Here is a 13,162-nt window from a genome sequence, read left to right on the forward strand (position 1 = left end):
CTCAGCCGATGATCCGCGCCAGGATCTCACGCGCGTACTCCGCCTCGTAGCGCGCGCCCGTCAGCAGCACCTGCAGACAGATCCCGTCCATCAGCGCCACCAGGGCCCGCGCGGTGACCGGATCGGTCCGCCGGGCCAGCGTCTCGGCGAGGCCCTCGCACCACTGAGCCGCGACCGGCCGCAGCGCGGGCCGCCGCAGGGCAGCCAGATAGAGCTCGTACTCCAGCTCGACCCCGGTGCGGTCACCCGCGAGCCACTCCCCCATCAGCCGCGCGAGCTCCTCCGCGATATCGGCGTCCGGGTCGGCGAGCGCGCCACTGTCCCGTACCGCCGCCGCGAAACCCTCGTTGGCCTGGCGCAACGCGGCGACCAACAGCTCGTCGAGGGAGGCGAAGTGGTACGTCGTCGAGCCGAGCGGCACATCCGCCTCGGCCGCCACGGTGCGGTGGCTGAGCCCGGCGATCCCGTTGCGCCCGACCACCCGGATCGCGGCGTCGATGATGCGCTCGCGCCGTTCGGGGTCGTACCTTCGCGCCATCAGTGGGCTCCGCCCATGCTGAGCACCACGACTCCGGCGATCACCAGGGCGATGCCCGCGATCTTGACCAGGCTGGTCGACTCGCCCAGGAACATCATGCCGATGACGGCGATCGCGGCCGTGCCGACGCCGGCCCAGATCGCGTACGCGGTGCCCACCGACATCGTCTTCAGCGTGCGTGCGAGCAGCGAGAAGGCGAGCAGATAGCCCACGACGGTGAGCAGCGAGGGCCACAGCCTGGTGAAGCCTTCGCTGTACTTCATGGCCGTCGTCCCGGCCACCTCCGCCGCGATCGCCGCGGCCAGCAGTCCGTATCCCATGCGTACGAGTGTACACATCGTTGCGTACGACCGTACACAACGGCGCATCGTGCAATATATGTACGGGCGCAAACAACAGACGGCCAGGTGTCCCGGGAAAGGTGGCGGACGATGTCCGACCAGGAATACGGACCGCTGCCCGGGCAGCTCGCGCGCGTCTACCGCGACTACCTCACCGCCGTCGTCCTGCACGGCCAGGCGGCGGCCGAGACTCTCGGGCAGAACCCCACCGATGTGTACGCGCTCAACGCCCTGGAACTCGCAGGACCCTTGACCACCGGTGGGCTCGCCGCACGCATCGGACTCTCGCAGAGCGCCACGACCCGGCTCGTCGACCGCCTCGAACAGGCCGGCTGGATCCACCGCCGCCCCGATCCGGCCGACCGCCGACGGGTCGTTGTCGAGGCGGTGCCGCTCACCCGCGAGCAGGACGAGGCGGCCTTCGGCGCGGGCCGCCGCCGGATGGCCGAGGTCTTCGACGGCTTCAGCGCCGACGAACTGCGCGTCCTCGTCCGTTACTTCGAGCAGGCCGGGCCCGCGCTCCGCGAGGCGACGGCCGAGACCAGGAGCGGGGCACGGGCCGCGACGAAGGGCAAGGCGAAGGGGGCGCCGTAACCCGCCGCCGCCCGTCCCGCTACGGTGTCCCGTCCGACCAGGCACAATACGCGCGGGAGACACACCGATGGCATACGGGAACACGCCGCACGCAGGCCCTCCGGGCTGGGGCGGCTGGATGCCCCCGCCGCCACCGAAGCCCGGAGTGATCCCGCTGGCTCCGCTCGGCCTCGGCGATGTCCTGGGCGGGGCATTCGCAACGATCGGCCGCTACTGGAAGCAGTTGTTCGGCATAGCCGCGGTCGTCTACGGAGCGGCGGTAGCCGTGGTCGCGGCGGCGTTCGCCGGCGCCTATGCGGCTGTGGGGAGTCATCTCCCGCGGGTCTTCGCCGACGAAGGGACTCCCGCCTGGGAGGACGTCCGGCCGTTGCTCATCGCCTTCGGCTGCGTCTGGCTCGTCGGCCTGCTGGCGATGCTGCTCGCCACGACGATGATCTACGCCGGCTGTGCGGCGATCGTGCAGGAAGCGGTGCTCGGCCGGCCCACCACCTTCGGCGCCGTCTGGCGCCGGGCCCGCGCCCGGGTACCCGCGGTGATCGGCGCGGTCTTCCTCACCAGCCTGATCCTGCTGGTCCCGGTCGCGCTGTTCCTGCTGGCCTTCGTCACCCTCATGATCGCGCTCCTCGCCATGGGGAGCGGGCCGCTCGTCGTGCCGCCCTTGGCCTTCCTGGGCGCTTTGACGACCACACCGCTCGCTGCCTGGCTCTGGGTGAAGTTCAGCCTCGCCCCGGCCGCCGCCGTCTTCGAGGGCCAGGGTTCGCTGGCGGCGCTGCGCCGCTCCTCCCACCTCGTACGCGGCGGCTGGTGGCGGATCTTCGGCAGCACACTGCTCGCTTTCGGCATCGCCGCGGCGGCGAGCTACATCATCCAGCTTCCGGTGAACCTGATCGGGATGTTCCCGGGTGCGATCGGCACCTCGGACCTGGGTCCGGATCCCACGGCCTCGCAAGTGCTGGTCTCCATGGGCGGTCTGCTGATCGTGCTGCTGCTGAGCCAGCTGATCGGCGATATCTTCGTCGCCACCTTCCCGCAGCTGGTGACCAGCCTGCTCTACGTCGACCAGCGCATCCGCAAGGAGAACCTGGCCCCGGTCCTCGCCGAGGCCGCCGCCGTACCGCCCGCGTACTAGTCGATCCGGTCGGTCTGGTCGATCAGGGTCTTCTTCGGCCGCAGCACACAGAACTCATTGCCCTCGGGGTCGGCGAGCACCACCCAGGTCACGTCCGGCCCCTGCCCGACGTCGGCCCGCCGCGCCCCGAGCCCGATGATCCTCCCCCAGCCTTCGGCCGGGGGGACCCCCATCTCGCTTCGCTCGCCTCGGCGGCCTGGTCGTCGGGCGTGAGATCGATGTGCAGTCTGTTCTTGACGGTCTTCCGCTCGCCCACAGGCACAAAGGTGATCCCCGGCAGGGTGGACTCGTCGGCCCCGATGACGATCTCGTCCTCGGCCTCGAAGGCCACCTTCCAGTTCAGGACCTGACTCCAGAAGCGGGCGAGCGCGGGCAGATCGTGGGAGTCGATGACGACGGTGTACAGAGAAACGGCCATGCCCGCCAGTCTGCCTGGCGGGCATGGCCGTTTGCCGGATCTCGGGGTGGCCGGCCCAGACGTGGGCTCAGGCCAGGCTCAGACGTCGGCTCAGACGTTGAAACCGAGCGCGCGCAGCTGCTCGCGGCCGTCGTCCGTGATCTTGTCCGGGCCCCACGGCGGCATCCAGACCCAGTTGATCTTCAGCTCGTTGACGATACCGTCCGTCGCCGCCTTCGCCTGGTCCTCGATGACATCGGTCAGCGGACAGGCCGCGGACGTCAGCGTCATGTCGAGGGTGGCGATATTGGCGTCGTCGATATGGATGCCGTAGATCAGGCCGAGGTTGACGACGTCAATGCCCAGCTCGGGGTCGACGACGTCGTACAGCGCCTCGCGGACTTCTTCCTCGGAGGCCGGCTTCAGTGCGGCTCCTGCGTTCTCGGTCATGCCGTCTTCCTCTCCGCGCCGTCTCCCAGTGCCTGGGCGGTCGCGTCCTTCCAGGCCATCCAACTCAGCAGAGCGCACTTAACCCGGGCCGGGTACTTGGAGACGCCGGCGAACGCGACCGCGTCCTCCAGCACCTCCTCCATCGCGTCGTCCGGCTCGGTCTGACCCTTGGACTGCATCAGCTCCAGGAAGGTGGCCTGGATCTTCTGCGCCTCGGTGAGCTCCTTGCCGACGAGCAGCTCGTTCAGTACGGACGCGCTGGCCTGGCTGATGGAGCAGCCCTGACCCTCGTAGCTGATGTCCGCGATGAGCGAGCCCTCGTACCGTACGCGGAGTGTGATCTCGTCGCCGCACGTCGGATTGACGTGGTGCACCTCGGCATCGCCATCCCGCAGACCACGCCCATGAGGGTGCTTGTAGTGGTCCAGGATGACTTCCTGGTACATCGAATCAAGCTTCACTGCGATTGACCTCGCGTCCTCTCGCCGGTCCGTCCAGGTGCCTCTCCTGCCGGGGGACGGGGGTTCCCCCGGGAAGGCACAACACGTCCCAGCCCCTAGCCGAAGAAGTTCCGTACGTGCTCCAGCCCGTCGACCAAGGCATCGACCTCCGACGGCGTGGAGTACAGATAGAACGACGCTCGCGTGGTCGCAGGAATTCCGTACCGCAGGCAGACGGGCCGCGCGCAGTGGTGGCCGACCCGGACCGCGATGCCCTGCTCGTCGAGGACCTGGCCCACGTCGTGCGGGTGGATGTCGCCGAGCGTGAAGGAGATCGCCGCGCCGCGGTCCTCGGCCGTGGTGGGGCCGATGATGCGCAGGTCCGGGACCTCGAGCAGCCGCTTCACCGCGTACTCGGTGAGGACGTGCTCATGCTGGGCGATCTTGTCCATGCCGATCGAGGTGAGGTAGTCCACGGCCGCGCCGAGGCCTACGGCCTGGGCGATCGGGGGCGTACCGGCCTCGAACTTGTGCGGCGCCGGAGCGTACGTCGACGAGTGCATCGACACGGTCTCGATCATCTCGCCGCCGCCGAGGAACGGCGGCAGGTCCTCGAGCAGCTCCTGGCGGCCCCACAGCACACCGATACCGGTCGGGCCGCACATCTTGTGGCCGGTGAAGGCCACAAAGTCGGCCTGCAGCGCCTGCACGTCGAGCACCATGTGCGGGGCGGCCTGCGAGGCGTCTATCAGGACCAGCGCGCCGACCTCCTGCGCACGGCGGACGATCGCCTCGACGGGGTTGATGGTGCCCATGATGTTGGAGACCAGCACAAAGGAGACGATCTTCGTCTTCTCGGTGATGATCTCGTCGATGTTGGACAGATCGAGACGGCCGTCGTCGGTGAGGCCGAACCACCTCAGCTTCGCGCCGGTGCGCTGCGAGAGCAGCTGCCACGGAACGATGTTGGAGTGGTGCTCCATCTCCGTGATGACGATCTCGGTCTCGTGGTCCACGCGGTAGGGCTCATCGGCCCAGCCGAGCATGTTCGCCACGAGGTTGAGCGACTCCGAGGCGTTCTTGGTGAAGATGACCTCGTCGCGGCTGGGCGCGTTGATGAAGGCGGCGACCTTGTCGCGGGCACCCTCGTACAGCGCCGTGGCCTCCTCGGCGAGCACATGAATACCGCGGTGGACGTTGGCATTGTGCTGTTCGTAGTACTCGCTCAGCACATCGAGCACCTGGCGCGGCGTCTGTGACGTCGCCGCGTTGTCCAGGTACACGAGCTTCTTCCCGTCGTGGACCAGGCGGTCCAGGATCGGGAAGTCCTTGCGGATCGCCTCGGTGTCGAGGAGGCCCGGCAGCTGTGTCACGCGGATACGCCACCCTTCGTGTATGCCTCGTAGCCCTCGGCCTCGAGCTTGTCGGCGAGCTCGGCGCCGCCGGACTCGGCGATGCGGCCGTTCGCGAACACGTGCACGAAGTCGGGCTTGATGTAGCGCAGGATGCGCGTGTAGTGCGTGATCAGCAGGGTGCCGACCTCGCCGGTCCCGTGGACGCGGTTGACGCCCTCGGCGACCTGACGCAGCGCGTCGACGTCCAGGCCGGAGTCGGTCTCGTCCAGGATCGCGATCTTCGGCTTGAGAAGTTCCAGCTGAAGGATCTCGTGGCGCTTCTTCTCACCGCCGGAGAAGCCCTCGTTCACATTGCGCTCGGCGAAGGCCGGGTCCATCTGGAGCTGTTCCATGGCGGACTTGACCTCCTTCACCCAGGTACGCAGCTTGGGGGCCTCGCCGCGGATCGCCGTCGCCGACGTACGCAGGAAGTTGGAGACGGAGACGCCGGGGACCTCGACCGGGTACTGCATGGCCAGGAACATGCCTGCGCGGGCGCGCTCGTCGACGGTCATCTCCAGGACGTCCTCGCCGTCCAGAGTCACGGTGCCACTGGTGATCGTGTACTTGGGGTGGCCCGCGATGGAGTAGGCGAGGGTCGACTTGCCGGAGCCGTTGGGGCCCATGATGGCGTGTGTCTCGCCCTGCTTCACGGTCAGGTCGACGCCCTTGAGGATCTCCCGGGGGCCGTTCTCGGCCTCGACGGAGACGTGCAGGTCGCGGATTTCAAGCGTTGCCATGGGTGACTCAGGACTCCTGGGTGACGGAGACGAGCACATCGTCCCCTTCGATCTTTACGGGGTATACGGGGACGGGGCGCGTCGCGGGAAGGCCGGACGGCTTACCGGTGCGGAGGTCGAAGCTGGAGCCGTGCAGCCAGCACTCGATCTGACAGTCCTCCACCTCGCCCTCGGACAGGGAGACATTCGCGTGCGAGCAGATGTCGTTGATCGCAAACACCTCGCCCTCGGTGCGGACGAGGGACACCGGCGTGCCGTCGAGTTCCACCCGCTTCGGGGTGCCCTCCTCCAGCTCGCTCAGCCCACAGGCTCGGACGAAGGCTGCCATCAGACGGATGCCTCCAGCTCCGCGTCGATCTTGGCCAGCAGGCGCTCCTCGACGTCGGGCAGGCCGATCTTCTGGACCAGCTCGGCGAAGAAGCCACGGACCACCAGGCGGCGCGCCTCGTCGGCCGGGATGCCACGGGACTGCAGGTAGAAGAGCTGCTCGTCGTCGAAGCGGCCGGTGGCGGAGGCGTGACCGGCGCCGACGATCTCGCCGGTCTCAATCTCCAGGTTCGGTACGGAGTCGACGCGCGCGCCGTCCGTGAGGACGAGGTTGCGGTTCATCTCGTATGTGTCCGTGCCCTCGGCCACGGCCTCGATCAGGACATCGCCGATCCACACCGCGTGCGCGTCCTGGCCCTGCAACGCGCCCTTGTAGGCGGCGTTGGAGCGGCAGTGCGGGGCGTTGTGGTCGACCAAGAGGCGGTGCTCCTGGTGCTGACCCTCGTCGGTGAAGTACAGGCCGAAAAGCTCGGCCTCGCCACCGGTGCCCGCGTAGGAAACGCGGGGGTGCAGGCGTACGACGTCGCCGCCGAAGGTGACGACGATCGACTTGAAGGAGGCGTCCCTGCCGACCAGCGCATTGTGCTGGGAGACGTGGACGGACTTGTCGTCCCAGTCCTGGACGGAGACGACGGTGAGCTTCGCTCCGTCGCCGAGCAGGTAGTCGACATTGGAGGCGAGCACCGCGTCACCGGTGTGGTCGATGACCACGACGGCCTCGGCGAAGGCGCCGAGTTCGATGATCTGGTGGGCGTAGGCGGTGCCGCCTTCTCCGTGCACGGCGATACGGACCGGCTCGGTGAGCACCGTCTCCTTGGGCACGGTGACGACCGAGGCCGTCTCGAAGGAGGAGTACGCCTGGGCGGCGACACGGTCCACCGGGGTGCCCGCCCTGCCGAGCCGTGGGTCATCACGGCCGACGGTCTCGATGATCACGCCTTCGGGGGCGTCGATCGCGACCTTGACGGCGCTGCCGGTAGCGACGGCGGTGCCGTCGTGCAGACCGGCCAGCCGCTCGAGCGGAGTGAAGCGCCACTCCTCCTCCCGGCCGTGCGGGACCGGGAAGTCCGCCACGTCGAAGGACGGCGGTGCACTCATGCGGGTGGCGACGGTCGACTCGGCGGCCACCGCGATCGAACCGGCAGTGGTGGAGCCCGCCGGAATGTTCTGAGCCTCAGCCATGGCTGTCGTCTTGCTCTCTTCCTACGTCGAAAAACAGTCGCTGCTCGGGGAGGGCGGGGCCTTAGCCGACCGACCCCTCCATCTGCAGCTCGATCAGCCGGTTGAGCTCCAGCGCGTACTCCATGGGCAGTTCCTTGGCGATCGGCTCGACGAAGCCGCGCACGATCATCGCCATCGCTTCGAACTCCGTCATACCGCGGCTCATCAGGTAGAAGAGCTGGTCGTCGGAGACCTTGGAGACGGTCGCCTCGTGGCCCATGGACACGTCGTCCTCGCGGACGTCCACGTACGGGTATGTGTCGGAGCGGGAGATCGTGTCGACCAGCAGCGCGTCACAGAGCACATTGGACTTCGAGCCCGCAGCGCCCTCGCCGATCTCGATCAGACCGCGGTAGGAGGTACGGCCGCCGCCTCGCGCCACCGACTTGGAAACAATGTTCGAGGAGGTGTTCGGGGCCATGTGGACCATCTTGGCGCCGGCGTCCTGGTGCTGGCCCTCGCCCGCGAAGGCGATGGACAGGGTCTCGCCCTTGGCGTGCTCGCCCATCAGGTAGACGGCCGGGTACTTCATGGTGACCTTGGAGCCGATGTTGCCGTCGACCCACTCCATGGTCGCGCCCTCGTACGCCACGGCGCGCTTGGTGACCAGGTTGTAGACGTTGTTCGACCAGTTCTGGATCGTCGTGTAGCGGCAGCGGCCGCCCTTCTTGACGATGATCTCGACAACGGCGCTGTGCAGCGAGTCCGAGGAGTAGATCGGGGCGGTACAGCCCTCGACGTAGTGGACGTAGGCGTCCTCGTCGACGATGATCAGCGTCCGCTCGAACTGGCCCATGTTCTCCGTGTTGATACGGAAGTAGGCCTGAAGCGGGATGTCGACCTTCACGCCCTTGGGGACGTAGATGAAGGAGCCACCGGACCACACGGCGGAGTTCAGCGAGGCGAACTTGTTGTCGCCGACAGGGATGACCGTGCCGAAGTACTCCTGGAAGAGCTCCGGGTGCTGCTTCAGCGCGGTGTCCGTGTCGAGGAAGATGACGCCCTGCTCCTCCAGGTCCTCACGGATCTGGTGGTAGACGACCTCGGACTCGTACTGGGCCGCGACACCGGCGACCAGGCGCTGCTTCTCCGCCTCCGGGATGCCGAGCTTGTCGTACGTGTTCTTGATGTCCTCGGGCAGGTCCTCCCAGGACTCCGCCTGCTTCTCCGTGGAGCGCACGAAGTACTTGATGTTGTCGAAGTCGATGCCCGACAGGTCCGAGCCCCAACTCGGCATGGGCTTCTTGCCGAACAGCCGCAGACCCTTGAGCCGCAGCTTCAGCATCCACTCCGGCTCGTTCTTCTTCTCCGAGATGTCGCGGACGACCGCCTCGGAGAGGCCGCGCTTGGCCGTGGCACCGGCCGCGTCGGAGTCGGCCCAGCCGAATTCGTACGTACCCAGACCCTCGAGTTCGGGGTGGGCAGTCTCCGTGGGGAGAGTCATGCGGGGTTCCTCCCGGCCGTATTTGCAGATGCTGACTGTGTGGTGGTCTGGGGTGAGCTGTGCGGGATGAACGTCGTACAGACGCCGTCACCATGGGCGATGGTGGCCAGACGCTGTACATGCGTTCCCAGGAGACGAGAGAAGACCTCGGTCTCAGCCTCACACAGCTGGGGGTACTGCTCGGCGACATGAGCGACCGGGCAGTGGTGCTGACAGAGCTGCTGGCCGACCGGTGCGTTACGCGCCGTAGCAGCGTACCCGTCGACGCTCAGGGCCTTGGCCAGCGCTTCGGTGCGTTCCTCGGGCGCCGCGGCGTCCACCGCCTTGCGGTAGGCCTCCGCCTGCGTGGCCATCCGGTCCCGGGCGAAGGCGGCGACGGCCGCCTCTCCCGCCGCTCCGCCACCCGCGGTCCGCTCGATCCAGCGGAGCGCGTCGACGGCCAGCGTGTCGTACGACTGGTCGAAGGCGTCCCGGCCGCAGTCGGTGAGGGCGAACACCTTGGCGGGTCGCCCGCGGGTGCGCGCGCCGTAGATCCGCTGCTCACGGGGCTCGACGACATTGTCGGAGACGAGCGAGTCGAGGTGACGGCGTACAGCTGCCTGGGTGAGGCCGAGGCGCGTAGCGAGGTCGGCCACGGTGGACGGGCCGTGGTCCAGGACGGACCGGGCGACCCGGTTGCGCGTGGAGCGCTCCCCGGTCGCAAGTTCCTCGTGAGGAGCCTCGCCAACGTTTTTCACAACGCCATTGTTGCGTAATTCCTCTGGCCGTGACAACCGACGTCCAAGACGTGGTCCGGTGCGCTTCATCACTAAGGGTCACCTAAGCGCCGGGGCCGTCCAGCGGCTGCCGGACGGGTCCTGACCAGGTCATTGCTACGAAATCAACCGGCCGGATCCGGGCGGTCGGCGACCCTGATCGAATGCACCGGAGCCTTGCCGAAATGTGCCACCGACCACAGGTTGACCAGCCCGCCTGCCCCCGTCCGTGACCCGGAACTCGAGGCCCGGTCATGGACCGAACGGATGGCCGCCTCCGGCGCCGGATCGAGGTTGGGCACGTACTGCGTCCCCTCGGCTCAGCTCCGCGAAGCCCCCGGCGCTCCGCCGCACGGGTCGCATCGGCCACCGGCAGTCACCCTGAGGTGCCGGGTCCACCGCGTGACGGAATCGGTGTGCGACGGTCCCGGGCCCCCGCGCCCCGGGGCCCTCGGCCCCCCGCCTAGACTTCCCGGCATGCGAAGCGAGCCCGTCGTCCAGATCCGTGGCCTGGTCAAGCAGTACGGATCCAAGACGGCCGTGGACGGCCTCGATCTCGAGGTCCTCCAGGGCTCCGTGACCGCCGTTCTCGGCCCCAACGGAGCCGGCAAGACCACCACGATCGAGACGTGTGAGGGCTACCGGCGCGCCGACGCGGGCACGGTGCGCGTCCTGGGCCTCGACCCCGTCGCCGACGCCGGCAGACTCCGCCCCCGGATCGGCGTGATGCTCCAGTCCGGCGGTGTGTACTCGGGCGCCCGGGCCGACGAGATGCTGCGCCATATGGCCAAACTGCACGCCCATCCGCTGGATGTGGACGTGCTGATCGAGCGGCTGGGGCTCGGCAGCTGCGGCCGTACGGCATACCGGCGGCTTTCCGGCGGCCAGCAGCAGCGGCTCGCGCTGGCGATGGCCGTCGTCGGCCGCCCCGAACTGGTCTTCCTGGACGAGCCGACCGCCGGCCTCGACCCGCAGGCCCGCCGATCCACCTGGGAGCTCGTACGCGAGCTCCGTGCCGACGGTGTCTCGACCGTCCTCACCACCCACTTCATGGACGAGGCCGAGGAGCTCGCCGACGATGTCGCGATCATCGACGCGGGCCGGGTCATCGCCGGCGGCAGTCCCGAGCAGCTGTGCCGGGGCGGCGCCGAGAACACGCTGCGCTTCACCGGGCGGCCCGGGCTGGACGTCGGCTCGCTGCTCAAGGCGCTGCCGGACGGTACCGCGGCGGCCGAGCTCACGCCCGGGGCGTACCGGATCACCGGCGAGGTGGATCCGCAGCTGCTGGCGACCGTCACGTCCTGGTGCGCGCAGCACGGCGTGATGCCCGACGGGATCGCCGTCGAGCGCCACACCCTCGAAGATGTCTTCCTCGAACTCACCGGCAAGGAGCTGCGTTCATGAGCCTCGGTACGTACACGCCGAAGCCCGGCGCCGCGCCGCTGCCCCGCATGATCGCGGCGCAGACCGCGTTCGAGACGAGGATGCTGCTGCGCAACGGCGAGCAGCTGCTGCTCACCGTCGTCATCCCGTCGCTGCTGCTGGTCCTCTTCTCCACCGTCGACATCCTCACTCTGCCCACCGCGACAACGGGCGGCAGCGGCAAGGCCGTCGACTTCCTGGCACCCGGCGTGCTCGCCCTCGCCGTGATGTCCACCGCCTTCACCGGCCAGGCCATCGCGACAGGCTTCGAGCGGCGGTACGGAGTCCTCAAGCGGCTCGGCGCGTCGCCGCTCCCCCGCTGGGCCCTGATGAGCGCCAAGACGCTCTCCGTCCTGGCCACCGAAGTCCTCCAGATCGTGCTGCTGACCGTCATCGCCTTCGCGCTCGGCTGGTCTCCGCACGGCAACCCTGCGTCCGTACTCCTGCTGCTCGTCCTCGGCACCGCCGCCTTCTCCGGCCTCGGCCTGCTGATGGCGGGGACGCTCAGGGCCGAGGCCACCCTGGCCGCCGCCAATCTGGTCTTTCTGCTGCTCCTGGTGGGCGGCTCGGTGATCGTGCCGCTGGACAGGTTCCCGGACGGCGTCCGGTCGGTGCTCGCGCTGCTGCCGATCTCGGCGCTCTCGGACGGTCTGCGCGATGTGCTCCAGCACGGCGCCGGAGTGCCGTGGGGCGATCTCGGGATCCTCGCTGTCTGGGCGGTGCTCGGACTCGGCGCAGCCGCACGGACCTTCCGCTGGGACTGACTCACGGGCCAGTATGAGCCTGCAAGATCCGGGCACGGTGGGAGGCGTCTATGGAGCGGACTGCCGCACTGCGACTGGACGCGGAGTGGGCGAAGGTGAGGTCCGGAAGGGCCGGTGCCTCCCCCCGGGAGCGCGAGCGCATGCTGACGGACCTGATCGCGGCGCTCGCCGCGCATGCCGAGGACGATCTCTCACTCACCGCGCGGCTGAGCCTGCGGTACGGCGATCTTGCGCGCCACCACTTCGACACCGGCCGCCGCGACGACGCGCTGGCCGCCGTCGACATTGCGATCCGGCGCTGCGAGGAGCCGGCCAGACATGACGAGAAGCACGCCCGCTGGTACGCCCGCGCGCTGATCAGTCAGGCCGTCTACCTGGCCGAGCCGCTCAGCGACGAGCTGGGTCTGCCCCGCTACGCCCTCCATCCGATGGGCGAGCAGCCCTCGCGCGGCGAGCGCGAGGACGGACTCGCCGCCCTGACCGCCACCCGCCGCGCCATCGAGGTCTGGGAGAGCCTCGACCGCTCGGACCCGCGCAACCGGGAGGGCCTCGCTCAGGCGCATGCCTGTCTCGGCGACCGGCTGGAGGAGCTGGGCCTGCCGGTGGAGGCGGCGTCCTGGGCCGTGCGGGCCGAGCGTGAGTTCCACGCCCTGTGGTCCGCGTGCGACCGGCCCGAGGCGGCGCACGCCGTGGCCCTCGAGCACCTCGACGACCAGCTGGAACGCAGATTGCGGCGCTGCCCTTTCGACGGTGGACTGACACATCTGCGGGCGGAGAACCTGCTTCCGGAGCGGCTGCTGCCGCTCGCGGTCCTGGCGGCACGGATCGAGGGTGTGGATCCGGATGCCATCGCCGGAGGGCTGGGGCTGGACGGCGCGGAGGTCAGGCGGATCCTGCGGGCCCGGTCGTGGCGGGCGGTGTGGCGGTTCGACGTACGGGACGGCGCCGACGGGCCCTGGACCCCGCTGACGCACCCGTGGCGTGGCACGGACGCCGTCACGGACCGCAGCGCGGAGGCGGTGGCGGCGGAGCTGGCCGACGCGTTCCTGCACTCGCCCGACCGCCCGCCGCCCTCGGCGCACTGGCGGATCGCCGTGTGGTGGGAGGAGGAGGACCATCTCGACGACTCGCGCTTCCGGCTGGCGTACGCGCCGTCCTGACCGGACCGGCGGGATCCCCGGACCCGACCCCTCGTGAAAACGTGCA

The 13,162-nt window shown here is 69.0% G+C and carries 15 protein-coding genes and 1 pseudogene; 5 read left to right on the top strand and 11 right to left on the bottom strand.

Features of this window, described 5'->3' with window-relative positions:
* Position 1: 1 nt before the first annotated feature.
* Positions 2-538: a TetR/AcrR family transcriptional regulator gene (locus OG966_RS10135; protein ID WP_326649150.1), complete on the bottom strand. Its 537-nt coding sequence runs from the start codon at positions 536-538 to the stop codon at positions 2-4.
* Complete coding sequence (locus OG966_RS10140) at positions 538-858, bottom strand: DMT family transporter (RefSeq protein WP_326649151.1); 321 nt, start codon at positions 856-858, stop codon at positions 538-540. Before OG966_RS10140 ends, OG966_RS10135 begins: the two co-directional genes overlap by 1 nt.
* A gap of 111 nt (positions 859-969) precedes the next feature.
* Between OG966_RS10140 and OG966_RS10145 the strand changes: the two genes are divergently transcribed.
* Positions 970-1,473, top strand: a complete 504-nt coding sequence (locus OG966_RS10145; protein WP_326649152.1) for a MarR family winged helix-turn-helix transcriptional regulator — start codon at positions 970-972, stop codon at positions 1,471-1,473.
* Positions 1,474-1,540: 67 nt separating this feature from the next.
* On the top strand, positions 1,541-2,602 hold the full coding sequence (locus tag OG966_RS10150; protein ID WP_326649153.1) for a DUF7847 domain-containing protein: 1,062 nt from the start codon (positions 1,541-1,543) through the stop codon (positions 2,600-2,602).
* On the opposite strand, the pseudogene OG966_RS10155 reads toward OG966_RS10150, so the two are convergent.
* From OG966_RS10155 to OG966_RS10195, 9 genes and pseudogenes are all read right to left on the bottom strand, one after another.
* Positions 2,599-3,020 (bottom strand): annotated as a pseudogene (locus OG966_RS10155) (VOC family protein). The gene OG966_RS10150 and the pseudogene OG966_RS10155 sit on opposite strands and share 4 nt — an antisense overlap.
* 90 nt (positions 3,021-3,110) lie before the next feature.
* Entirely contained in the window at positions 3,111-3,449 is a 339-nt protein-coding gene (locus tag OG966_RS10160) for a metal-sulfur cluster assembly factor (protein WP_326649154.1), read from the bottom strand.
* Positions 3,446-3,910 (bottom strand): Fe-S cluster assembly sulfur transfer protein SufU, encoded by a 465-nt coding sequence (gene sufU, locus OG966_RS10165; protein WP_326649155.1) that lies wholly within the window; start codon positions 3,908-3,910, stop codon positions 3,446-3,448. Before sufU ends, OG966_RS10160 begins: the two co-directional genes overlap by 4 nt.
* 95 nt (positions 3,911-4,005) lie before the next feature.
* Positions 4,006-5,262, bottom strand: coding sequence for a cysteine desulfurase (locus tag OG966_RS10170; RefSeq protein ID WP_326649156.1), 1,257 nt, complete (start codon positions 5,260-5,262; stop codon positions 4,006-4,008).
* Complete coding sequence (gene sufC, locus OG966_RS10175; protein ID WP_326649157.1) at positions 5,259-6,023, bottom strand: Fe-S cluster assembly ATPase SufC; 765 nt, start codon at positions 6,021-6,023, stop codon at positions 5,259-5,261. Before sufC ends, OG966_RS10170 begins: the two co-directional genes overlap by 4 nt.
* A gap of 7 nt (positions 6,024-6,030) precedes the next feature.
* Positions 6,031-6,351 (bottom strand): bifunctional 3-phenylpropionate/cinnamic acid dioxygenase ferredoxin subunit, encoded by a 321-nt coding sequence (locus OG966_RS10180; protein WP_326649158.1) that lies wholly within the window; start codon positions 6,349-6,351, stop codon positions 6,031-6,033.
* Positions 6,351-7,532, bottom strand: coding sequence for a Fe-S cluster assembly protein SufD (gene sufD, locus OG966_RS10185; RefSeq protein WP_326649159.1), 1,182 nt, complete (start codon positions 7,530-7,532; stop codon positions 6,351-6,353). Before sufD ends, OG966_RS10180 begins: the two co-directional genes overlap by 1 nt.
* Before the next feature lie 61 nt (positions 7,533-7,593).
* The gene (sufB, locus tag OG966_RS10190) at positions 7,594-9,015 is read right to left on the bottom strand and encodes a Fe-S cluster assembly protein SufB (protein WP_326649160.1); all 1,422 of its coding nucleotides are present in this window, start codon (positions 9,013-9,015) and stop codon (positions 7,594-7,596) included.
* Positions 9,012-9,752 (bottom strand): helix-turn-helix transcriptional regulator, encoded by a 741-nt coding sequence (locus OG966_RS10195; protein WP_326649161.1) that lies wholly within the window; start codon positions 9,750-9,752, stop codon positions 9,012-9,014. Before OG966_RS10195 ends, sufB begins: the two co-directional genes overlap by 4 nt.
* Positions 9,753-10,247: 495 nt before the next feature.
* On the opposite strand from OG966_RS10195, the gene OG966_RS10200 reads away from it, so the two are divergent.
* Genes OG966_RS10200 through OG966_RS10210 form a run of 3 tightly spaced genes read left to right on the top strand, consistent with a single transcriptional unit; the run spans position 10,248 to position 13,116 of the window.
* On the top strand, positions 10,248-11,174 hold the full coding sequence (locus tag OG966_RS10200; protein WP_326649162.1) for an ABC transporter ATP-binding protein: 927 nt from the start codon (positions 10,248-10,250) through the stop codon (positions 11,172-11,174).
* Positions 11,171-11,956: an ABC transporter permease gene (locus tag OG966_RS10205; protein ID WP_326649163.1), complete on the top strand. Its 786-nt coding sequence runs from the start codon at positions 11,171-11,173 to the stop codon at positions 11,954-11,956. The genes OG966_RS10200 and OG966_RS10205 overlap by 4 nt, the downstream gene beginning before the upstream one ends.
* A 50-nt stretch (positions 11,957-12,006) precedes the next feature.
* Positions 12,007-13,116, top strand: a complete 1,110-nt coding sequence (locus OG966_RS10210) for a hypothetical protein (RefSeq protein ID WP_326649164.1) — start codon at positions 12,007-12,009, stop codon at positions 13,114-13,116.
* Positions 13,117-13,162 lie beyond the last annotated feature (46 nt).

Origin of the sequence: Streptomyces sp. NBC_01750 (genome assembly GCF_035918095.1) — a bacterium.
Taxonomy (GTDB): domain Bacteria; phylum Actinomycetota; class Actinomycetes; order Streptomycetales; family Streptomycetaceae; genus Streptomyces.

Bases quoted from the DNA above. Each gene is read 5' to 3' on its own strand.
- OG966_RS10135 (WP_326649150.1), bottom strand. From the start codon at position 538: ATGGCGCGAAGGTACGACCCCGAACGGCGCGAGCGCATCATCGACGCC.
- OG966_RS10140 (WP_326649151.1), bottom strand. From the start codon at position 858: ATGGGATACGGACTGCTGGCCGCGGCGATCGCGGCGGAGGTGGCCGGG.
- OG966_RS10145 (WP_326649152.1), top strand. From the start codon at position 970: ATGTCCGACCAGGAATACGGACCGCTGCCCGGGCAGCTCGCGCGCGTC.
- OG966_RS10150 (WP_326649153.1), top strand. From the start codon at position 1,541: ATGGCATACGGGAACACGCCGCACGCAGGCCCTCCGGGCTGGGGCGGC.
- OG966_RS10160 (WP_326649154.1), bottom strand. From the start codon at position 3,449: ATGACCGAGAACGCAGGAGCCGCACTGAAGCCGGCCTCCGAGGAAGAA.
- sufC (WP_326649157.1), bottom strand. From the start codon at position 6,023: ATGGCAACGCTTGAAATCCGCGACCTGCACGTCTCCGTCGAGGCCGAG.
- OG966_RS10180 (WP_326649158.1), bottom strand. From the start codon at position 6,351: ATGGCAGCCTTCGTCCGAGCCTGTGGGCTGAGCGAGCTGGAGGAGGGC.
- sufD (WP_326649159.1), bottom strand. From the start codon at position 7,532: ATGGCTGAGGCTCAGAACATTCCGGCGGGCTCCACCACTGCCGGTTCG.
- sufB (WP_326649160.1), bottom strand. From the start codon at position 9,015: ATGACTCTCCCCACGGAGACTGCCCACCCCGAACTCGAGGGTCTGGGT.
- OG966_RS10200 (WP_326649162.1), top strand. From the start codon at position 10,248: ATGCGAAGCGAGCCCGTCGTCCAGATCCGTGGCCTGGTCAAGCAGTAC.
- OG966_RS10205 (WP_326649163.1), top strand. From the start codon at position 11,171: ATGAGCCTCGGTACGTACACGCCGAAGCCCGGCGCCGCGCCGCTGCCC.
- OG966_RS10210 (WP_326649164.1), top strand. From the start codon at position 12,007: ATGGAGCGGACTGCCGCACTGCGACTGGACGCGGAGTGGGCGAAGGTG.